The following is a 19,431-nucleotide window of genomic DNA, read 5'->3' as shown; positions in this document are numbered from 1 at the left end:
TGTATTTAGGGGTCTGCTTGGCCGGAAGGGGCTAGATCATGCGGTGCCCGTTCTGCGGCCACGCCGAAAGTCAGGTGAAGGACAGCCGCCCGTCGGAAGACGGCGCGGCCATCCGTCGCCGGCGTATGTGCCCGGAGTGCGAAGGTCGGTTTACGACCTTCGAGCGTGTGCAGCTGCGCGAGCTGACGATCGTTAAGCGCGCCGGCCGCCGCGCGCCCTTCGATCGCGACAAGCTCGCGCGTTCGATCGCCTTGGCGACCCGCAAGCGGCCGATCGAGCCCGACCGGATCGAGAAGATGATCTCGGCGATCGTCCGGCAACTCGAAAGCATGGGCGAGACCGAGCTGCCCTCGTCGGTCGTCGGCGAACTGATCATGAAGCACCTGAAGGGGCTCGATGATGTCGCCTACGTCCGCTACGCGTCGGTCTATCGGGACTTCCGCGAGGCGGGCGAGTTCGCGACCTTCCTGGGCCAGGAGGGCCTGAGCGACGGCGATGAGGATGGCCGCTAGCGTCACCCTCAAGCTCGCGACCTCGCTCGATGGTCGCATCGCCACGTCGCGCGGCGAAAGCCGCTGGATCACGGGACCGCAGGCGCGGCAGGCGGTGCACGAGCTGCGCGCCGCGCACGATGCGGTGCTGGTCGGGGTGGAAACCGCCCTGGCTGACGATCCTGAATTGACTGTGCGGCTGGATGGCTGGGCCGGCCGTCAGCCGGCGCGTGTCGTGCTCGACAGCCGGCAACGCCTCGCCGACGACTGCAAGCTGGTGGCCACCGCCCGCGACATTCCCACCTATGTCATCGCCACAACGCCCCCAGAGCCAAGGCTTGTGGACGCGGGCGTTCGCGTGCTGCAGGTCCACGCCATCGGCGAGGCGCGGCCGGAGTTGCATGACGTTGTGGAAGCGCTGGCAAGAGAAGGCCTGCCGCGGCTGTTTGTCGAAGGCGGCGGCCAGGTCGCAGGCAGCTTCCTGCGTTGCTGCCTTGTCGACCGCATCGAATGGTTTCGCGCGCCGATGGTGATCGGCGGCGAGGGCCGGCCGGGGATCGGCGCCTTGGCGCTGGAGGCGCTGGCCGACGCGCCGCGGCTGCGCCGAGTTGAAATCCGTGAGGTCGGCGACGACCTTTGGGAGCGTTACGAGAGGATCTGAATGTTCACCGGCATTGTCACCGATGTGGGCCGGCTGCGCGCCGTCCGCGAAACCAACCGCGACCTGCGTTTCGAGGTCGAGACCAGCTTCGATCTGGCGACGATCGATATGGGCGCTTCAATCAGCCACGCGGGCTGCTGCCTGACGATCGTCGAGAAGGGCGACAACTGGTTTGCGGTCGAGATCTCTGGCGAAACGATCAGCCTGACCACGCTGGGGACCTGGAAAGAAGGCGATCCGATCAACCTGGAGCGCGCCGCGCGCGTTGGTGACGAGTTGGGCGGTCATATCGTTTCGGGCCACGTCGATGGGGTCGGCGAGGTGACATCGGTCGAATCCGAGGGCGGTTCGCATCGCGTCAAGATCCGCGTGCCGCGGCCGCTGCATCGCTTCATCGCGCCCAAGGGCTCGATCACGGTGGACGGCGTGTCGCTGACCGTGAACGAGGTCGAGGACGACGTGTTCGGCGTGAATCTGATCCCGCACACCTGGGATGTGACTACGCTGGGACGGCTCAAACCGGGTGTGAAGGTCAATCTCGAGATCGACATGCTCGCTCGCTATCTCGCCCGCTGGCGAGAAACGGCCTAAAGGGTCCCTCCAAACAGAGACTGGAGCCCCATGCTCGAAGACAAAATCCGCATCCTCATCGTCGAAGCACGCTTCTACGACGATCTGGCCGACGAGATGCTGAAGGCCGCCGCTGACGTGATCACCGCCCACGGCGCTGAGTACGACGTCATCAGCGTGCCCGGCGCGCTGGAGATTCCCGGCGCGATCGCGATCGCCGAAGAGGGCGGGCAAGGGCCGGCCGGCAAGCGTTACGACGGCTACGTCGCGCTCGGCACGGTGATCCGTGGCGAGACCTACCACTTCGAGATCGTCTCGAACGAGTCGGCGCGGGGGATCATGGACCTGACCGTCGGCAAGCGCCTGGCGATCGGCAACGGCATCCTGACTGTCGAGGACGAAGACCAGGCCTGGGCGCGCGCCAAGGCCAGCGAAGGCGACAAGGGCGGCGGCGCGGCGCGTGCGGCGTTCGCGATGATCGGCCTCAAGCGCCAACTGCTTGGACAAGATTGATGAGCCGCAGCCAACGATCCGTCGCGCGTCTCGCCGCCATCCAGGCCCTCTACCAGATGGAGGTTTCTGGCGTCGGCGTTGAGGCCGTCATCCGCGAGTTCTCGGACCATCGGTTCGACCGGACGCTGGAAGGCGACCCTGAAGGCGAGGGGGCGACCCTGGCCGCCGCCGACGAAGCCTTCTTCGCTGATCTGGTGCGCGGCGTTGTCGGCCACCAGCGCGAGATCGACGCGACGGTCGCCGGCCGGCTGGCGGCGAACTGGCGCCTGGAGCGTCTCGACGCCACGGTGCGGGCCATTTTGCGTTCGGGCGTGTTCGAGCTCTCGCATCGCCCCGACGTGCCGACCGAAGTTGCGATCAACGAGTACGTAGAACTGACCAAGTCGTTCTTCGACGGTCCCGAGGCCGGGTTCGTCAACGGCGCATTGGACGCGGTGGCCCGCGATGTCCGCGGCTGACGAGCCGCCCGAGGATCTGCCCGACGAGTTCGGGCAGATCGCTCGTCTTTACCGCCCCCTGACGCGGGGCGCGCCCGAGGCGTTCGACCTGCTCGACGACGCTGCGGCGATTCCGGCGCGCGAGGGATGCGATCTCATCGTGACCAAGGACGCGATGGTCGAGGGCGTCCATTTCCTGGCGGGCGAGGCGCCTGAGATCGTGGCGCGCCGGCTGCTGCGGGTGAACCTGTCCGACCTCGCCGCCAAGGGCGCTGAGCCCTACGGCTACTTCCTGGCGACGGCCTGGCCAACGAGCTTCGGCTGGGAGGAGCGGCGGCGCTTCGCCGCCGGCCTGGCTCAGGACGGCGAGACCTATGGGCTGGTGTTGCTGGGCGGGGACACCGTCTCTACCCCTGGGCCGCTGACCGTCTCGCTGACGATGCTCGGCTGGGTCCCCGCCGGACAGATGATCCGCCGGGGCGGCGCGCAGCCTGGCGATCTCCTGATGGTCTCGGGCGCGATCGGCGACGGCTGGCTGGGTCTGGCGGCCGCGCGCGGCGAGATCGCCGATCCCGACGGCTTCCTGGCCGGACGCTTCCGATTGCCGACTCCGCGCCTGGACCTGCGCGAGCCGCTCCGTGCGGGCGCGAGCGGCGCGGCGGACGTCTCCGACGGTCTGATCGCCGACGCGCGCCACATCGCACGCGCTAGCGGCGTGGGTCTGCGCCTGAACCTGGACGCTCTGCCGCTGTCACACGCGGCCCAGGACTGGCTAGTGGGGCAGCCAGAGCGGCTGAAGGCCCTGACGTCGCTCGCGGCCGGCGGCGACGACTATGAGATCGTCTGCACGGGCGCTGCGGCGATCCCTGGGTTCACTGTTATCGGCGAGGTGCTCGCGGGCGAGGGGGTGGAGGTCGTCTACCGTGGCGACGCTGTCGAGGCGGGCGCCGGCGGTTGGCGTCACAAATGACGGGAAAGCTTCCGGAAACGCCTTAGCGCTAAGGATCGGCGCATGATCCGCCGCGCCTTCATCGCCGCTCTGCTCGCCGCCGTTACGGTTCATCCGGCGCTCGCAGCTAAGTCCGAGGAGCCGTCGAAGGACGCGCCGATCGGGCAGTATGTCGATCTCTTGCCGGTGGCCGTGCCCATCCTGGCGGAGGGACAACTGGTCAACTACGTCTTCGTCACGATGCGCGTGAACCTTACGTCGAGCGCCAACGCCAGCAAGTGGCGCGGCAAGGAACCGTTCTTCCGAGACGCCCTGGCGCGGCTGGGGAGCCGGGGATCATTCGGCGACTCGAAGGATTACGCGGCGGTCGATGCGCCGCGCCTGATCGCCGCCTTCCAGCGTGAAGCGGTCACCATCGCCGGCAATGACGTCAAGAACGTCGTGATCACCGCCCAGACCGCGAAACAGCGCCGCGGCCTGCCGAAGCCGGGGCCGAGGCCCGTTAGGGCTGAAATTCGGCCCTGACGGTCAGCGTCCCCGCACTTGTCGTCGCGTAACCGTGGTCAACGGGGCGTTGCACGCACCCGTCACAACTGGCAACGTCTCGCCCATCAATAACGAGCGGCGGACCAACGGCGCTCCACTTGAGGGAAAAACGACAGGGGCCTGGAGCGTCGAGCACCGCCCAATCGTGGGCGGCGGCCGGCGTCTTCGCGCAATCGATAGGGGCGCTTAGAACATGAGTCTTACGCTTACGCTGGTGATCGCCGCCGGCCTATTGGCGGTGCTCTACGGCATCGTGCGAACTGCGCAGTTGTTACAAGCTTCACCTGGTAATCCACGCATGCAGGAGATCGCCGCGGCGATCCAGGAAGGCGCGCAGGCCTATCTGCGTCGCCAGTACACGGCCATCGGCATCGTCGGCATCGTCGTGCTGCTTGCCGCCGCGCTGCTGATCGGTCCGCTCGCGGCCGTTGGCTTTGCGATCGGCGCGATCCTTTCGGGCGCGGCCGGCTTCATCGGAATGCTGATCTCGGTGCGGGCGAACGTGCGCACCGCTCAGGCGGCTTCCGAGGGCTTGGCCAAGGGCCTGTCGCTCGCCTTCCAATCAGGCGCCATCACCGGCATGCTGGTCGCAGGCTTCGCCCTCGTCGGCGTCGCCGGCTACTATGCTTTCCTGATTGGTCCGCTGGGCCATGAGAACACCAGCCGCGAGGTCGTCGACTCGCTGGTGGCGCTTGGCTTCGGCGCCTCGCTGATCTCGATCTTCGCCCGTCTCGGCGGCGGGATCTTCACCAAGGGCGCCGACGTCGGCGGCGATATGGTCGGCAAGGTCGAAGCCGGCATTCCCGAAGACGACCCCCGCAACGCCGCGACCATCGCCGACAATGTGGGCGACAACGTCGGCGACTGCGCCGGCATGGCCGCCGACCTGTTCGAGACCTACGCGGTGACCACCGTCGCCACCATGGTCCTGGCGGCGATCTTCTTCCGCGGCAGCGATATTGTCGGCAACATGATGTTGTTGCCGCTGGCCATCTGCGGCGTCTGCATCGTGACCTCGATCATCGGCACCTTTGGCGTGCGCCTGGGCAAGTCCAACAACATCATGGGCGCGCTCTACCAGGGCCTGATTGTCACCGGCGTGCTGTCGGTGGCGGCGATCTACTGGGTGATCACCTCGCTGGTCACTGGTCCCGTGACCGTCGGCGACAAGACCTTCGACGCCATGAGCCTGTTCTGGTGCGGCGTCACCGGCCTCATCGTGACGGCGCTCATCGTCGTGATCACCGAGTACTACACCGGCACCGGCTTCCGTCCGGTGAAGTCGGTCGCCAAGGCCTCGGTCTCCGGTCATGGCACCAACGTGATCCAGGGCTTGGCCATGTCGCTCGAATCCACGGCTGCGCCGGCGCTGGTCATCGTGGTCGGGATCATCGTCACCTACGGCCTGGCGGGCCTGTTCGGCATCGCCATCGCCACGACTGCGATGCTGTCGCTCGCCGGCTTCATTGTCGCGCTCGACGCTTTCGGTCCGGTGACGGACAACGCCGGCGGCATCGCGGAAATGGCCGGCCTCCCGCCGGAAGTCCGCGTCACGACCGACGCTCTCGACGCGGTCGGCAACACCACCAAGGCCGTCACTAAGGGCTATGCCATCGGATCGGCTGGTCTCGGCGCCCTGGTGCTGTTCGCCGCCTACACCGAGGATCTGAAGTATTTCGCGGCCAACGCCACCCCAGGCTCGTTTTTCGACGGGCTCGGAGCCGTAGCCTTCGATTTGTCGAACCCGTACGTCGTCGTTGGTCTGTTGATCGGGGGGCTGCTGCCCTTCCTGTTCGGCGGCATGTCGATGACCGCGGTTGGCCGGGCGGCTGAATCAGTCGTCGCCGAGGTTCGCCGTCAGTTCAAGGAGAACCCGGGCATCATGACCGGGGAGGTGAAGCCGGAGTACGGCCGCGCCGTGGACATCCTGACCAAGGCGGCGATCAAGGAGATGATCGTGCCGTCGCTGCTGCCGGTGTTCTCCCCGATCGTGCTGTTCTTCATCATCAACGCCATCGCCGGCAAGGTGAACGCCTTCGCCAGCCTCGGCGCGATGCTGATGGGCGTGATCGTCACGGGCCTGTTCGTCGCCATCTCGATGACCTCGGGCGGCGGCGCGTGGGACAACGCCAAGAAGCTGATCGAGGAAGGCCATCACGGCGGGAAGGGGTCCGAGGCGCATAAGGCGGCGGTCACCGGCGACACCGTCGGCGACCCCTACAAGGACACCGCCGGCCCGGCCGTGAACCCGATGATCAAGATCACCAATATCGTGGCGCTGCTGTTGCTGGCGGTGCTGGCGCACGGCGCGGTCGGCTAGCCGACAGTTCGCGCTAAAATACTCAGGCCCCGGAGAGCGATCTCCGGGGCCTGTTTTGATTCTGCGGCGTTCGCTGTGTTAGCGGCGGTCGCCAGGACGTGTGCCGGGAACGCCTTCGTCGTCGGCGTTGGGAAGCATGCCGCCGCGGCCGACGTTGCCCAGCAGCTGTTCGAGGATGGTCAGCTCGCGGCCCCGGGTCGGGGTCTCGCGGCCGTTGAAGGCGATGACCTTGCCGTCCTTCAGCGTCATGGTGTCCACGGTCTTCACGACCTCGGAGTCCTTGTCGAAGGTCACCGCGACGACGTTGCGAGAGGTGACCACGGGGCGGCGGAACGCCACACGCTCCTTCACCTGGTCGATATAGAACCAGACGTTCGGGTCGAAGGTGGAAGTCGCCGACGGCGAGCCGAGGCTGGCGCGCACGGTCGACTTGGTGTCCGTCCCGACCTTGACGTCCTTGGGATTGGCCTCGATGGCCTGGAAGCCGGAATAGGTCGTAATAGGCGCGCAAGCCGTAGCGGAGGTCAGCAGACCGACGGCGAGTGCGGCATAGGCGACGCGGCGAAACATGTGCGAACCGGACCTGTTCAATTCTTCGAGGCTTTGACCTATCGCTCGCCGCCCCTTAGTTCAATGCCGCCTGTATCTGCGCCTGACGGCGAAATCGAGGCCGAGATGTTCCTGGACCGCTTCTTCCGCCCACGCGCGACCCTGGCCATGGGTCAGAAGTTGTACGTCGGCGTCGTCGCACAGGCGCGCACGCCTGCACTCTACGAGGCCTACGGCGTGCCCGACACTGTCGAGGGCCGATTCGAGCTCTACACCGTGCACGTCTTCCTGCTGCTGGATCGGCTGCGCGGGCAGGGAGCCCGCGCGGGCGAAACGTCGCAGGCCCTGTTCGACACCTATCTCGGCGCGCTGGACGACGCCTTGCGCGAGATGGGCGTCGGCGATCTGTCGGTCGGCAAGAAGATGCGCAAGCTGGGCGAGGCCTTCTATGGCCGCGTGAAATCCTACGAGTCGGCGTTCGCAGCCTTGCCGCAAACCGACCATCTTCACGCTCTGCTGGGTCGGACGGTCTACGCCCAGGGCGGAGCCGAGCACGTGGCCAAGTTGGGCGAGTACGTTCTGCGCCAGCGCGCAGCGCTTGCCGAGCAGAAGCTCGAGACCCTGCTGGACGGTCGCCCGAACTGGAGCGCGGCGTGAGCGCCTGGCGTCATATGATCCGCCTGTCGGATCTGGCTCGCGGCTCGATCAGCGTCTCGCTCGAGCCTGACGCCGAGACGCGCGCGACCCTCGCCAAGGAACTTGGCCTGGAGAGCCTGCCGGCCCTGCAGGGGCGGATCAGCGTCCGTCCGTGGCTTGACGGGGCTGAGATCAATGGTCGGTTCACAGCTAGCGTCGAACAAATCTGCGGCGTGACGCTGGATCCGTTCGAATCCCAGCTCAAAGGCGATTTCCTGGTTCAGGCGGTGCCGGCTGGCAGCCCGAACGCTCCGGCCGAATCGGAGGGCGGCGAGATCGAGATGGATCTCGATGCGCCGGATCCGCCGGACGTCCTCAGTTCAGATGACATCGACCTAGCGGGCTATCTGGTCGAGTACCTGGCGCTTGAGATCGATCCCTTTCCGCGTAAGCCCGGCGTCGAATTCGACTACAAACCGGACACCGTGGAGGATTCGCCGTTCGCGGTCCTGAAGCGCTTGAAGGATGACGGTGCGTGATCGGCTCTCCATTTGCATCGCGGCGCCTCGGGCCATATCCTGACCTCGCTTGCGGCGCGACGCTGTGAGGGGTGAAACGGCGCCGTGACGAAATCCCTGACCATTTCAATTGATGCAATGGGGGGCGACCACGGTCCCTCCGTCGTGGTCCCTGGCGTCGCCCTGGCTGCGGCTGAGGCGCCCGCGCTCCGCTTTCTGCTGCATGGCGACGAGGCGGCTATTTCGATCGAGCTCGCCAAGCATCCTGCCCTGAAGGATCGGGTTGAGGTTCGCCACGCCGACCGCGTAGTGGCTATGGACGAGAAGCCCGCCCAGGCGCTGCGCCGGGGCAAGGGCACCTCGATGTGGGCCGCGATCCAGTCGGTGAAATCCGGCGAGGCCGACGGCACTGTCTCGGCCGGCAACACTGGCGCCTTGATGGCCATCTCGCTGCTGATTCTGCGAATGAGCGTGGACGTTGAGCGTCCGTGCCTGGTCGTCGGGTGGCCGGGCGTGAAGGGCACCACCACGGTCCTGGACGTCGGCGCCAACGTCGATTGCGACGCCGAGCGCTTGGTCGAATTCGCCATCATGGGCGAGGCGTTCCATCGCGCGGCTCATGGCGTGGCCAAGCCGACTGTCGGGCTGCTGAACGTCGGGTCCGAGGACATGAAGGGCCACGAGGAGGTGCGCCAGGCGCACGCCATTCTGCGCTCGGGCAAGTTCGACCTGGACTATCGCGGCTTCGTCGAAGGTGACGAGCTCTCGCAGAATAAGGTCGATGTGGTCGTCACCGACGGGTTCACCGGCAATATCGCCCTGAAGACCGCGGAGGGCACTGCAAAGTATCTCGCCGGCGAACTGCGCGCGGCGCTCACCGGCACTCTGACCGCGAAGCTGGGGACGTTGATGGCCCGCTCGGGCCTTTTGAAGTTCCGCGAGAAGCTCAGTCCCGACGCCGCGGCGCCTCTGCTTGGCCTCAATGGCGTGGTGGTGAAGAGCCACGGCGGCGCGTCAGACCGGGACATCGCCGCTGCGATCCGCATGGCCTCGAAACTCGCTCAAAGCGACTTCGCAGCGGAGATCGAACGGAATATGACGCGGCTCACCACCGCGGTGGCCGAACAACAGCCGCCGGCCGTGGATGGAGCCGCCTGAGTGACCAAAGTTCTGCGTAGCGTCGTGACCGGCGTCGGGGGCTATCTGCCCGACGAGATCGTCACCAACACCGATCTGGCCGAGTTCGTCGACACTTCCGATGAGTGGATCGTCGAGCGAACCGGCATCCGCCAGCGCCATCGCGCGGCCAAGGATCAGCCCGTGTCGGACCTGGCCGTCGAGGCGGCCCGCATGGCGCTCGCGGCGGCCGGCAAGACGGCTGCCGACGTCGACCTCATCATCGTGGCGACGACCACGCCGGACCTGACCTTCCCGGCGACCGCCACCATCGTCCAGCGCAAGCTCGGGTGCCCGGTCGGCGTGGCCTTTGACGTGCAGGCCGTCTGTTCTGGCTTCGTCTACGCGCTGTCGACCGCCGACGGCTTTGTCGCCCGCGGCCGCTCCAAGTGTGCGCTGGTCATCGGCGCCGAGACCATGACCCGCCTGATGGACTGGACCGATCGCGGGACCTGCGTCCTGTTCGGGGACGGCGCCGGTGCGGTCGTGCTCGAACCGCAGGAAGGCGAGGGCACCACGGCGGACCGCGGCCTGCTCGGCTTTGCGCTCCGCGCCGACGGCACGAAGCAGGACCTGCTCTATGTCGACGGCGGGGTGTCGACCAACGGCCAGATCGGTCATCTGCGCATGCAAGGCAACCAGGTCTTCCGCCATGCCGTGGTGAACATCTCCGAGGCGATCTTCGCCGCCGCCGCCGACGCCGGCGTTGCGGTCGAGGACGTCGATTGGTTCATTCCGCACCAAGCCAACCAGCGGATCCTGGAGGGTGTCGCCAAGCGCGTCGGCATCCACGAATCGAAAGTGGTCTCAACCGTCTCCGAGCATGCCAACACCTCGGCGGCGTCGATCCCGCTCGCGTGGTGGAAGGCCACGCAGGACGGCCGGATCAAGCCTGGTCAGATGCTGCTTCTGGAAGCGATGGGCGGCGGTCTGACCTGGGGCGCCTGCGTCGTTCGACTGTAACGTTTGTTGCGAGACGCTTGCGTCTGGCGCGCGTAGGCGCGAGGGTGCATTCAGGAGAGCGGCCTGAAGTCTTTGACCTGATGTGACAATCAGGTAGTGACGGCGGGTCGACTATTAGAGTAACGGTGTTTTTCGGGGTAGGGGCGTTCATGAAAGGCGCTACTGTGACGCGGGCCGACCTGTGCGAGGCGGTTCATGAGGAAGTGGGGCTGACCCGGCAGGATTGTTCCGAGCTGGTCGAGCGGACGCTGGAACTCATGGCCCAGGCTCTCGAAAAGGGCGAGCAGGTGAAGCTTTCCGGATTCGGGGTCTTCCAGGTGCGCGAGAAGCGCGCCCGCATGGGCCGTAATCCTAAGACCGGGGAACCGGCGGCGATCGAGCCGCGCCGAGTGATCGGCTTCCGGGCCTCCCAGGTCATGAAGGCGCGGGTGGACCGCGCCCTGGCGAAGTGAGGAAGGCGGCCACGTGGCCAAGGGGCCGGACGCTTTTCGGACGATCTCGGAAGCAGCCGACGAGCTGAACGTTCCGCAGCATGTGCTGCGGTTCTGGGAGACGAAATTCTCCTTCATCCGGCCGATGAAACGCGCGGGCGGCCGGCGATTCTACCGCCCGCAGGACATTGCGGTTCTGCGCGGCGTTCGCGTGCTGCTGCACGACGCCGGCTATACCATCAAGGGCGTGCAGAAGCTCCACAAGGAGCAGGGGCTGAAACGGCTTCTCGCCGCCGCCGACGGGGACGTCGGCCCGCGCCAGGGCCTGGCCCTGGATCTCGCCAACAACGACCTGACCGAGGAAGGCCGCGAGCGCCTGTTGTTCGCGCTGGACGACCTGCAAAGCGCCAAGCGACGACTGGATCTGTTGCTGGACAAGGGATGAGGTCACGCTTCCGAGCGCGATCGTGGTCGGATTTCGAAATACAGCTTGCCCGCTGTGCCCAAGTGGTTAGAAGGGCCGCTCGCCGATGTCGGAGCGTGGCGCAGCCTGGTAGCGCACTTGACTGGGGGTCAAGGGGTCGCAGGTTCGAATCCTGTCGCTCCGACCATCGGCGAATTGACCTTCATGGTCGTCTCTTCCCCTGCCTTCGTGATCGAGCTTGCGCCCAGCGAGCGGATGCGCGGGCGAGAGCGACCAGCGACCAGCGACCAGCGACCAGCGACGGCGCCGGTCGGCGGCGCCTTTCCTGTCAGCGACAAGTTCAGCCTGGATCTCGGCTATCGCTACCTGCCGCGCCAGCGCATGACGTGTCGGTCGCCCGCTGCGGGCGGCCTCGTCACCGGCCGCGGTTCATCCAGCTGATCAGCGGCAGGATCGGCACGCCCCAGGCGAGGCCGCCGATTCCGTAGAACGCCAGCTGTGCAGCCCAATGGTCGGGCAACCGCTCTCCGATCATCGTCATGATCCAGGCGTAGAAGCCCAGGAACAGGACGATGCCGATTCCACCGATGAATTTCCGGACGCGCGCGCTCATGCCATGCCTATAGGCGCCGGCGCGCGCGCCGTTAAGCCCCTAGCGCTTCTTGATGAGCCCCAAGAGGAACAGCAGCAGGACCGCGCCGATCGTGGCGACGATGAAACTGCCGATCCAGCCGCCGAAACTGAAGCCGACCAGGCCCGCGATCCAACCGCCGAGCAACGCGCCCACCACCCCGACGAGGAGGTTGGTGATCAGACCATGGTCGCGCTTCATGATTTTTTCGGCGACGAAGCCAGCGGCGATGCCGATGACGATCCACCCGATGATACCCACGCCCTGCATTGTCTTGCCCTCTGGTTGAGATCCACTCCCCAAAATGCAGTCAAGCTTCCGTGGTTCCGCCTTCCGAGCATGGACCTGCGACGCGATCTCCGATAGCGGATCGCCGTAAGAACGCCCTGAAGAGCCTGCACTTTAAGTCATGACCTCGTTCCTTCGTTCCGATCGGTCACGCCCGGTCGCGATTTGGTTGTCCATAGTGGCCGTCCTGGTGCTGGCGATGGTGGTCGTCGGAGGGGCGACGCGCCTGACCGACTCGGGTCTGTCGATCACCCAGTGGAAGCCCGTCACGGGCACGCTGCCGCCGATGTCGGCTCAGGACTGGGCCGACGAGTTCGCGCTCTACAAGCAGATCCCGCAGTACCAGCAGGTCAACAAGGGCATGACCCTGGAGGCCTTCAAGGCGATCTACTGGTGGGAGTGGAGCCATCGGCTGCTCGGCCGTCTGGTCGGCGCGGCGTTCGCCTTGCCGTTCGCCTATTTCCTGATCCGTCGGGAGCTGCCGCGGCGACTCATCGTGCGGTGCGCAGGCCTGTTCGTCCTGGGTGGACTGCAGGGTGCAGTCGGCTGGTGGATGGTCGCCAGCGGGCTCGTCGATCGGGTCTCAGTGGCCCCGGAGCGCCTGGCGATCCATCTTGGCCTAGCGTTCGCCCTGCTCGGCGCGCTGGTCTGGACGGCGCTGGACGCTTGGTCCGGCGCCCCACGCCAGACCGTGCCCAGCGCCTGGATGCGAGGCGCCTGGGCCTTGATCGGTCTGATCTTCTTCCAGATCCTGCTGGGGGCCCTGGTGGCCGGCAACGACGCTGGGTTCGTCTACAACGACTGGCCGCTGATGAACGGCGCACTGTTCCCACAGGACTACGCGAATGACGGGCTCTGGGCGACGCTGGCGCACAGTCAGGCCGCCGTGCAGTTCAACCACCGCATCGTGGCCTACCTGCTGACGGTCGTCGGCTTGGTCATGGCCTGGGTGGCCTCGCGCTCGCGATATCTGCCCGCCGAGGCCAAGCTGCTGGCTCTGGCCGTCGGCGGGACGATCCTGCTGCAGGCGCTGCTGGGCGTCATCACCCTGGTCGCCGGCGTCCCGGTGTGGCTGGGGATGGCGCACCAGGTGACGGCCGCGCTGGTGCTTTCGCTTGCGGTGGCCTTCGCCTGGCGCGTCCGCCGTCCCTAGGCCTGAAGGGATCTCCACGGCCCGGTGATCGCGAGCGTGCAGCCGGGCGCGTAGATGTTCACGAACAGGGTCGAGCCGTCGGGCGAGAAGCAGACGCCGGCTAGCTCCGACGTGCCGCGGATCTTGGCGCCGGCCAGGGTCTGGGCGTTGCGGCCGATCGTATAGACCTGCCCCTTCGGCGTGATGGCGCGCAGATAGTTGGTGCCCCCGACCTTGTCCTCGCAGGTGACGATATGGCCCCATGGCGAGATCGCCAGGTTGTCGGCCATCTCCATGACCCGGATGTCCGACGGCTCGACGAACAGTTGCAGGCGGCCGGGTTCATCAATCTCGCCCGGCTGGCCCTCGTGGGCGCTCGGCACGTAGCGCATCACCTGGCCGTGGTACTTCGGCCCGCCGCTGGTGCAGGTGAAGTAAAGCTCGCCTTGGCCGAAGAATATGCCTTCGCCGCGGGCGAACCAGGAGGCGCCGGCCGCCTTGCCGCGTTGGCGCAGGTCGTTGTTGGGGTTGTCGACGCCGTCCAGGTCGACCCAGCGCACGTTGCGCCAATCGCCCTGCTTCCAGGAGACTGCATCCCAGTTGCGCGGGTCGCCGTCGCCGACCACCGCTAGCGCCTGCAGGCGGCCGCCAGCCTGCAGCTTGCGCCGGTCATTGGGCAGGTAGCGATAGAACAGTCCTTTGCCGTCGATCTCGTCCTCGGTCATGTAGATGACGCCCGTGCGCGGATCGACGGCGCAGGCCTCGTGCTTGAAGCGGCCCATCCCGGTGAGGGCGACCGGCTCGGCCAGGCCGCGCAGGCGGGACGGGACCTCGAAGACCCAGCCGTGGTCCTTCTTCACGCCCTGACCCGCCTTCACGACGGTCTCTTCGCAGGTCAGCCACGATCCCCATGGGGTCACGCCGCCGGCGCAGTTGACTGCAGTACCCGCCAGGCTGAGGTGCTGGGCCTTCAACTCTCGCGTCTTCAGATCGTAGATGAGCGTGCTGGTCCCGCCGCCCAGGGGCAGGCCCCCGCTGTCGGTGTCGTAGAGGTCGGCGGCGTCGACCTTGCCGGCCAGGCTGCGGTCGTCGCCAAAAGCGGTGATCTGGACGTCGCGGGGTGGGGGGCTGATCTCGTGATTGCGGACCAGGGCGACCCGATTTCGGCCGGCTGGGAAGCAACCCATCCCGTCCATCTTGCCGGCGGCGACAAGGCCGTCGTCCATTTTGTCGCCGGCGCGGGAAATCACCGCGTAGGAAAAGCCCTCGGGCAGGTCGAAAATTTCAGCCGGATCGCGGCGCAGCGGCCCGTATCCGTGGACTTCGCTGGCATAGCCGGGGCTGGAGTAGTCCTCCGAGTCGGCCGTGACCTGGGCGTTCGCATAGCGCGCCAGCCCAGAGAAGGCGGCCGAGGCTGCAGCGGTCTGAAGGAACTGGCGGCGCGACGCGAACATGAAGGACTTTCCAGCTGGACTGTGGGACAGGCCGCGACCATAGAAGCTTGAGCGCCGAAACGGGCGGTATTATAATACCTGATGCGGCAAAGCCTTGTGTGGCAACGCGTTGCGCTTCAGTCGATGCAATTGGTGTTGACAGGCGGTTGGTAACCCCGTACTAGCCGCGCCCTCGCCGGGACCTTTCTCGTCCCGCCAACCTAACGGACCCGTTCCCATGATGAAGACGACGGCTTCGCTGAAGCCCGCCGACGTCGAGAAGAAGTGGATCGTGATCGATGCCGAGAACGCCGTGGTCGGCCGTCTCGCCTCGTTCATCGCCATGCGTCTTCGCGGCAAGCACCGCCCGGACTACACCCCGCACGTCGATTGCGGCGACTACGTCGTCGTGGTCAACGCCGACAAGGTGAAGTTCACCGGCAAGAAGCTGCAGGACAAGACCTACTACTGGCACACCGGCTATCCGGGCGGCATCAAGGAACGCACCGCGGACAAGATCCTCGGCGGCAAGTATCCGGAGCGCATCCTGGAAAAGGCCGTTGAGCGTATGCTGCCGAAGGAAAGCCCGCTGGCCCGCAAGCAGATGACGCACCTGCGCATCTACAATGCCGGCGAGCATCCGCACGAAGCGCAGAACCCCGAGACCATCGCGTTCGCTTCGCTGAACGCCAAGAACGTGCGGAGCCTGTAAGACAGATGTCCGAGACCCAAGGTTTCGAGGCCCTGCAAGGCCTCTCGTCCAACCCGCAGGCTGCTCCGGCTGAGCCGAAGATCGACGCTCAAGGCCGCGCCTATGCGACCGGCAAGCGCAAGAACGCGATCGCCAAGGTCTGGATTAAGCCCGGCAAGGGCACGATCACGATCAATGGCCGCGACCAGGAAGTGTACTTCGCTCGCCCGGTGCTGCGCATGATGATCGCCCAGCCGTTCCAAGTGACCGACCGCGTCGGCCAGTTCGACGTGATCGTCTCGGTTGAAGGCTCGGGCCTGTCGGGCCAAGCTGGCGCGATCCGCCACGGCCTGTCCAAGGCTCTGACCTATTACGAACCGGCGCTGCGCCCGGTCCTGAAGCCGCACGGCTTCCTGACCCGCGACAGCCGCGTCGTTGAGCGTAAGAAGTACGGCAAGGCCAAGGCCCGCCGCAGCTTCCAGTTCTCGAAGCGCTAAGAGCTGCGCGAGAAATCGCGTTTGGGAAGGGCGCTTCGGGAAACCGAGGCGCCCTTTCTGCTATCTGATCCACCCGTTCTGGATTTCCGACCATGGCCCATACAGTCTTCATCGATGGCGAAGCCGGCACCACCGGCCTGCAGATCCGGCAGCGGCTTGAAGGCCGTCGCGATCTCGAGCTCGTTTCGATCGATCCGGCCAAGCGAAAGGATCCGGCCGCGCGGGCCGAACTGCTGAACGGCGTGGACGCTGCGATCCTCTGCCTGCCCGACGACGGCGCGCGCGAGGCTGTTTCGCTGATCACCAATCCGGCCGTGAAGATCGTCGACCCGTCGACCGCGCACAGGGTGGACTCGGCGTGGGTGTTCGGCTTTCCGGAATGGAAGCCGGGGCATCGCGAGGCGATCGTGGCTTCCAAGCGCATCACCAATCCCGGCTGCTGGTCGACCGGGTTCATCGGCCTGATGGCGCCCCTAGTCCGGGACGGGCTGGTCCCGGCCGACACGCCGCTCAGCGTGCACGGCGTCTCTGGTTACTCGGGCGGCGGTCGCGGGCTGATCGAGGAGTTCGAGCAGCAGCCTGCGCCGAAGGGCACTCAGGACGCCTACCGCGCCTACGGCCTGACGCTGACCCATAAGCATCTGCCTGAGATGATGGGCTACACCGGCTTGCAACATCGGCCGCTGTTTGCGCCGGCTGTCGGGCGCTACGCTCAGGGCATGCTGGTCGAGATCCCGCTTCATCTCTGGGCGATGCCCAAGCGGCCGACCCTGGGCGCGCTGCGCGACTCGCTGGCCGCCGCCTATGAGGGCGAGGCTTTCGTGTCGGTGGCCTCGGAGGCCGAGTGTGCGGCGCTTGAAAAGGCTCGCTCAGGAGCGGCCGGCTACAACGCCGATCTCGATCCGGAGGCGCTGAACGGCACCAATCGCATGAAGCTCTACGTGTTTGGCAATGAGGCTGAGGGCGAGGCGCGGCTGGTGGCCGTGCTCGACAACCTGGGAAAGGGCGCGTCCGGGGCCGCGGTCCAGAACCTGAACCTGATCCTCGGCCTGGCGGAAGGCGAGGGGCTGTGATCCTGCGCCGGGCGATCGCCGCTGATGCGGCGCCGGTCGCCCGGCTGCACCGCCACGTCATGCGGGTATCGTTGCCGTACTTGCCTGAGCTCCATACGGCCGAGGAGGACCTGTGGTTCTTCAGCGAGCGGTTGTTTCTGGAAAACGAGGTCTGGGTCGCTGAAGCCGGCGACGTGATCGTCGGCTACGTGGCGTTCAAGCCAGGCTGGGTGAGCCACCTCTACGTACATCCCGATCATCAGGGGCGAAGCCTCGGGCCGCAGCTGCTGGCGAAGGCGCTTGAGGATGGGACTGCGCGCGAACTTTGGACGTTCCAGCAAAACGCGCGGGCCCGACGATTCTACGAGATGCGCGGCTTCGAACTCGTCCGCCTGACGGACGGGGCAGACAACGAAGAAAAGACGCCGGATGCCCTCTACCGCTGGGCCGGCCGCTAGGCTTGCATCCGGTCCAAGGAGAGCGCCGTATCTCCTTGCATGAGCAAGATCGACCGACGCGCCTTCCTGATGGGATCAGCCCTGGCGTTCGCACCGGCGCTGGCCCTCGCCAATGAAGATCCCTACGCGGCTTCACCGTGGCGCAAGCTGTCCGACGCCGACTGGCGTCGGCGGCTCGACACGCCGACCTACAATGTCCTGCGCCGCGAGGCGACCGAGATGGCCGGCACCAGTCCACTCAACAAGGAAAAGCGGAAAGGGACCTACGTCTGCGCTGGGTGCGCGTTGCCGCTGTTCGCATCGCAGTGGAAGTTCGAGAGCGGCACCGGTTGGCCCAGCTTCTACACCGCGATCAAGGGCGCGCTGGGCAAGAAGACCGACTTCGCCATCGGCGTGCCGCGCACCGAATACCACTGCGCGCGCTGCCTGGGGCACCAGGGCCACGTCTTCCCGGATGGCCCACGGCCGACGGGCCTGCGCTACTGCAACAATGGCGATGCATTGAGGTTCATACCCGCTTAGCTTCGCGCCATGGCGACGCTTTACTTCCTGACTCATCCTGAAGTCATCATCGATCCGGCGGTCCCGATTGCCGAGTGGGGGCTGTCCGATGTCGGCCGGCGACGAATGGAGCGATTTATCGGCGACGCCAGATGCCAAGGGCTGACAGCGGTCTATTCAAGCGCCGAACGTAAGGCGACGGACGGCGCGGCTATCGCATCGACGGTGCTCGGGATCCCTCACGTGATCGACGCCGAGCTTGGCGAGAACGATCGCTCGTCCACCGGCTACCTCGCGCCGCCGGAATTCTGGCAGGTTGTCGAGCTCTTCTTCCAGCATCCTGACGAGAGCATCCGGGGATGGGAGCCCGCTCGCGCCGCCCAGGACAGGATCGTCCGTGCGGTGAAGCGCCTAGTCGCGAATGAACAGTCGACGGGCGACATTCTCGTGGTCTCGCACGGCGGCGTCGGACGCCTGCTGGCGGCCAGCCTTCAAGGCGTGGAAATCGGCCAGGAAGATCGGCCGGCGCATCCAGGCGGCGGTTGTTGGCTGGAGATCGACCGGCGGACGCTGGCCATCCGCCGGACCTGGCAGGCGATTCCCGACTAAGGCGTCTTGGCCAGTGCGGCGAGGACGTGGTCGACCCCGCGCAGCACGGCGTCGGAATGGGTCAGGCCGAGCAAGCTTGCGTGCTGGGCGGCCGGCTCGTTCTCGTAGTAGCCGGCGCGTGAATTTCGCTCGGGCGCACGCCGGACGACGTTCCACCCCGCCATCAGTTCGGCGTTCCCAGCGGTGATGACCGCCACGGGCCATTTGGGGTCAAGCGGTACGGCGGCGGCCTGCACGGCGCCCTGCGGCCAGACCATCACTTCGTGGGCAGCGGTGCGCGCATGGCGGCCGGAGACGAAGGCGTGACGCTTCTCGGCCTGGCCTTGCGGCGGCAGGCCAATGCGGTCGCCCATATAGTAGGCGATCTTGGTGAGCTGCAGGCTGCCGGCGATCGCGCTGGCCCGGGCGACCATTTGGACGCGGTGGAGGAACTTCTGGGCCTCTGGGCGCTCAGCCATCTCTGGAGTCGTCGCTTCGAGCAGCACCAGGCCGGCGACCTGCTCAGGGTGCTGGCCAGCGTACTGCCGGATGTGCTGACCGGCCATCGAGTGGGCCATGAATACGAACGGTCCGCGTTCTCCCGAAGCGGCGATCAGCTTGGCGAGGTCAGCTGCGACCGCGGCGCTGTCGCGGGGTTTCGGACCCGGGTCGGAGAAACCCATGCCGGCGCGGTCATAGGCGCAGGACCGGATGCCCTTGGCGGCCAGCCGTTGTTGGATCGCCGCGAAGTCAGCGGCCAGCCCCCACGCGCCGGCCTCCATCCAGATCACCGGTAGGTCGGACTTCGGCCCTGCGCAGACCAGCCGTAACTTGCGCCCGCCGATGTCGATATAGCGGCCGCTGGGCTCGAACGAGCCCGAGAGGGCGACGACCCCGAGACCCGCGCCGATCCACAGGGCCAGCAGAGCCGCCAGCCCCAGCGCCATCGTCTTGAACATCACGCCCCCGAACGCTC

General features: G+C 66.5%; 26 protein-coding genes and 1 tRNA gene. 22 read left to right on the top strand and 5 right to left on the bottom strand.

Features of this window, described 5'->3' with window-relative positions:
- Positions 1 to 38: 38 nt before the first annotated feature.
- The 8 genes from nrdR (at position 39) to C0481_RS08030 (ending at position 6,487) form a co-directional block, all read left to right on the top strand.
- Complete coding sequence (gene nrdR / locus C0481_RS08065; RefSeq protein WP_293402464.1) at positions 39 to 512, top strand: transcriptional regulator NrdR; 474 nt, start codon at positions 39 to 41, stop codon at positions 510 to 512.
- Positions 502 to 1,152: a RibD family protein gene (locus C0481_RS08060; protein WP_293402462.1), complete on the top strand. Its 651-nt coding sequence runs from the start codon at positions 502 to 504 to the stop codon at positions 1,150 to 1,152. The genes nrdR and C0481_RS08060 overlap by 11 nt, the downstream gene beginning before the upstream one ends.
- Positions 1,153 to 1,743: a riboflavin synthase gene (locus C0481_RS08055; RefSeq protein ID WP_293402460.1), complete on the top strand. Its 591-nt coding sequence runs from the start codon at positions 1,153 to 1,155 to the stop codon at positions 1,741 to 1,743. It abuts the gene before it with no gap.
- A gap of 30 nt (positions 1,744 to 1,773) precedes the next feature.
- Positions 1,774 to 2,235 (top strand): 6,7-dimethyl-8-ribityllumazine synthase, encoded by a 462-nt coding sequence (gene ribH, locus C0481_RS08050; protein ID WP_293402458.1) that lies wholly within the window; start codon positions 1,774 to 1,776, stop codon positions 2,233 to 2,235.
- Positions 2,235 to 2,693, top strand: a complete 459-nt coding sequence (gene nusB / locus C0481_RS08045; RefSeq protein ID WP_267230164.1) for a transcription antitermination factor NusB — start codon at positions 2,235 to 2,237, stop codon at positions 2,691 to 2,693. Before ribH ends, nusB begins: the two co-directional genes overlap by 1 nt.
- Positions 2,680 to 3,642 carry a thiamine-phosphate kinase gene (gene thiL, locus C0481_RS08040; protein ID WP_293402456.1) on the top strand — a complete coding sequence of 321 codons (963 nt, stop codon included), beginning with the start codon at positions 2,680 to 2,682 and terminating at the stop codon, positions 3,640 to 3,642. The genes nusB and thiL overlap by 14 nt, the downstream gene beginning before the upstream one ends.
- Before the next feature lie 42 nt (positions 3,643 to 3,684).
- Positions 3,685 to 4,146 carry a hypothetical protein gene (locus C0481_RS08035; RefSeq protein WP_293402454.1) on the top strand — a complete coding sequence of 154 codons (462 nt, stop codon included), beginning with the start codon at positions 3,685 to 3,687 and terminating at the stop codon, positions 4,144 to 4,146.
- Positions 4,147 to 4,360: 214 nt separating this feature from the next.
- Positions 4,361 to 6,487 carry a sodium-translocating pyrophosphatase gene (locus C0481_RS08030; RefSeq protein ID WP_293402452.1) on the top strand — a complete coding sequence of 709 codons (2,127 nt, stop codon included), beginning with the start codon at positions 4,361 to 4,363 and terminating at the stop codon, positions 6,485 to 6,487.
- A gap of 78 nt (positions 6,488 to 6,565) precedes the next feature.
- On the opposite strand, the gene bamE is transcribed toward C0481_RS08030, so the two are convergent.
- Positions 6,566 to 7,057 (bottom strand): outer membrane protein assembly factor BamE, encoded by a 492-nt coding sequence (gene bamE / locus C0481_RS08025; protein ID WP_293402450.1) that lies wholly within the window; start codon positions 7,055 to 7,057, stop codon positions 6,566 to 6,568.
- Between the two features lie 105 nt (positions 7,058 to 7,162).
- On the opposite strand from bamE, the gene C0481_RS08020 reads away from it, so the two are divergent.
- From C0481_RS08020 to C0481_RS07990, 7 genes are all read left to right on the top strand, one after another.
- A complete protein-coding gene (locus C0481_RS08020; protein ID WP_293402448.1) occupies positions 7,163 to 7,693 on the top strand; it encodes a ubiquinol-cytochrome C chaperone family protein in 531 nt (176 codons plus the stop codon).
- Positions 7,690 to 8,211, top strand: a complete 522-nt coding sequence (locus C0481_RS08015; RefSeq protein WP_293402446.1) for a DUF177 domain-containing protein — start codon at positions 7,690 to 7,692, stop codon at positions 8,209 to 8,211. The genes C0481_RS08020 and C0481_RS08015 overlap by 4 nt, the downstream gene beginning before the upstream one ends.
- 84 nt (positions 8,212 to 8,295) lie before the next feature.
- Complete coding sequence (plsX, locus tag C0481_RS08010; RefSeq protein WP_293402444.1) at positions 8,296 to 9,348, top strand: phosphate acyltransferase PlsX; 1,053 nt, start codon at positions 8,296 to 8,298, stop codon at positions 9,346 to 9,348.
- On the top strand, positions 9,349 to 10,329 hold the full coding sequence (locus tag C0481_RS08005; protein WP_293402442.1) for a beta-ketoacyl-ACP synthase III: 981 nt from the start codon (positions 9,349 to 9,351) through the stop codon (positions 10,327 to 10,329). It abuts the gene before it with no gap.
- A 149-nt stretch (positions 10,330 to 10,478) separates the two neighbouring features.
- Positions 10,479 to 10,781 carry an integration host factor subunit alpha gene (locus tag C0481_RS08000; protein ID WP_056019003.1) on the top strand — a complete coding sequence of 101 codons (303 nt, stop codon included), beginning with the start codon at positions 10,479 to 10,481 and terminating at the stop codon, positions 10,779 to 10,781.
- A gap of 13 nt (positions 10,782 to 10,794) precedes the next feature.
- The gene (locus C0481_RS07995) at positions 10,795 to 11,205 is read left to right on the top strand and encodes a MerR family transcriptional regulator (protein ID WP_293402439.1); all 411 of its coding nucleotides are present in this window, start codon (positions 10,795 to 10,797) and stop codon (positions 11,203 to 11,205) included.
- Between the two features lie 89 nt (positions 11,206 to 11,294).
- Positions 11,295 to 11,371, top strand: a tRNA-Pro gene (locus C0481_RS07990).
- A 228-nt stretch (positions 11,372 to 11,599) separates the two neighbouring features.
- Here C0481_RS07990 and C0481_RS07985 read toward each other — a convergent pair.
- Positions 11,600 to 11,797, bottom strand: coding sequence for a DUF2842 domain-containing protein (locus C0481_RS07985; protein WP_269625859.1), 198 nt, complete (start codon positions 11,795 to 11,797; stop codon positions 11,600 to 11,602).
- Positions 11,798 to 11,836: 39 nt separating this feature from the next.
- Positions 11,837 to 12,085, bottom strand: coding sequence for a GlsB/YeaQ/YmgE family stress response membrane protein (locus C0481_RS07980; RefSeq protein ID WP_293402435.1), 249 nt, complete (start codon positions 12,083 to 12,085; stop codon positions 11,837 to 11,839).
- A gap of 139 nt (positions 12,086 to 12,224) precedes the next feature.
- Between C0481_RS07980 and C0481_RS07975 the strand changes: the two genes are divergently transcribed.
- Positions 12,225 to 13,256, top strand: coding sequence for a COX15/CtaA family protein (locus C0481_RS07975; RefSeq protein WP_293402433.1), 1,032 nt, complete (start codon positions 12,225 to 12,227; stop codon positions 13,254 to 13,256).
- Here C0481_RS07975 and C0481_RS07970 read toward each other — a convergent pair.
- Entirely contained in the window at positions 13,253 to 14,689 is a 1,437-nt protein-coding gene (locus tag C0481_RS07970) for an alkaline phosphatase PhoX (protein WP_293402431.1), read from the bottom strand. The two genes, C0481_RS07975 and C0481_RS07970, sit on opposite strands and share 4 nt — an antisense overlap.
- 217 nt (positions 14,690 to 14,906) lie before the next feature.
- On the opposite strand from C0481_RS07970, the gene rplM reads away from it, so the two are divergent.
- From rplM to C0481_RS07940, 6 genes are all read left to right on the top strand, one after another.
- The gene (gene rplM, locus C0481_RS07965; protein ID WP_267230177.1) at positions 14,907 to 15,380 is read left to right on the top strand and encodes a 50S ribosomal protein L13; all 474 of its coding nucleotides are present in this window, start codon (positions 14,907 to 14,909) and stop codon (positions 15,378 to 15,380) included.
- 5 nt (positions 15,381 to 15,385) lie between these two features.
- The gene (gene rpsI / locus C0481_RS07960; RefSeq protein ID WP_056019023.1) at positions 15,386 to 15,856 is read left to right on the top strand and encodes a 30S ribosomal protein S9; all 471 of its coding nucleotides are present in this window, start codon (positions 15,386 to 15,388) and stop codon (positions 15,854 to 15,856) included.
- Positions 15,857 to 15,948: 92 nt separating this feature from the next.
- The gene (argC, locus tag C0481_RS07955) at positions 15,949 to 16,929 is read left to right on the top strand and encodes an N-acetyl-gamma-glutamyl-phosphate reductase (RefSeq protein WP_293402423.1); all 981 of its coding nucleotides are present in this window, start codon (positions 15,949 to 15,951) and stop codon (positions 16,927 to 16,929) included.
- The gene (locus C0481_RS07950; protein WP_293402421.1) at positions 16,926 to 17,366 is read left to right on the top strand and encodes a GNAT family N-acetyltransferase; all 441 of its coding nucleotides are present in this window, start codon (positions 16,926 to 16,928) and stop codon (positions 17,364 to 17,366) included. The genes argC and C0481_RS07950 overlap by 4 nt, the downstream gene beginning before the upstream one ends.
- A 39-nt stretch (positions 17,367 to 17,405) precedes the next feature.
- Positions 17,406 to 17,888: a peptide-methionine (R)-S-oxide reductase MsrB gene (gene msrB, locus C0481_RS07945; protein WP_293402419.1), complete on the top strand. Its 483-nt coding sequence runs from the start codon at positions 17,406 to 17,408 to the stop codon at positions 17,886 to 17,888.
- Positions 17,889 to 17,897: 9 nt separating this feature from the next.
- Complete coding sequence (locus C0481_RS07940; protein WP_293402417.1) at positions 17,898 to 18,476, top strand: histidine phosphatase family protein; 579 nt, start codon at positions 17,898 to 17,900, stop codon at positions 18,474 to 18,476.
- Here C0481_RS07940 and C0481_RS07935 read toward each other — a convergent pair.
- Entirely contained in the window at positions 18,473 to 19,414 is a 942-nt protein-coding gene (locus C0481_RS07935) for an alpha/beta fold hydrolase (RefSeq protein ID WP_293402415.1), read from the bottom strand. The two genes, C0481_RS07940 and C0481_RS07935, sit on opposite strands and share 4 nt — an antisense overlap.
- Between the last annotated feature and the right edge of the window lie 17 nt (positions 19,415 to 19,431).

Source organism: Phenylobacterium sp., from assembly GCF_013822795.1.
Taxonomy (GTDB): domain Bacteria; phylum Pseudomonadota; class Alphaproteobacteria; order Caulobacterales; family Caulobacteraceae; genus Phenylobacterium.
Note: the sequence above shows the minus strand (reverse complement) of the source record. Positions and strands in the feature narration are given on the sequence as shown.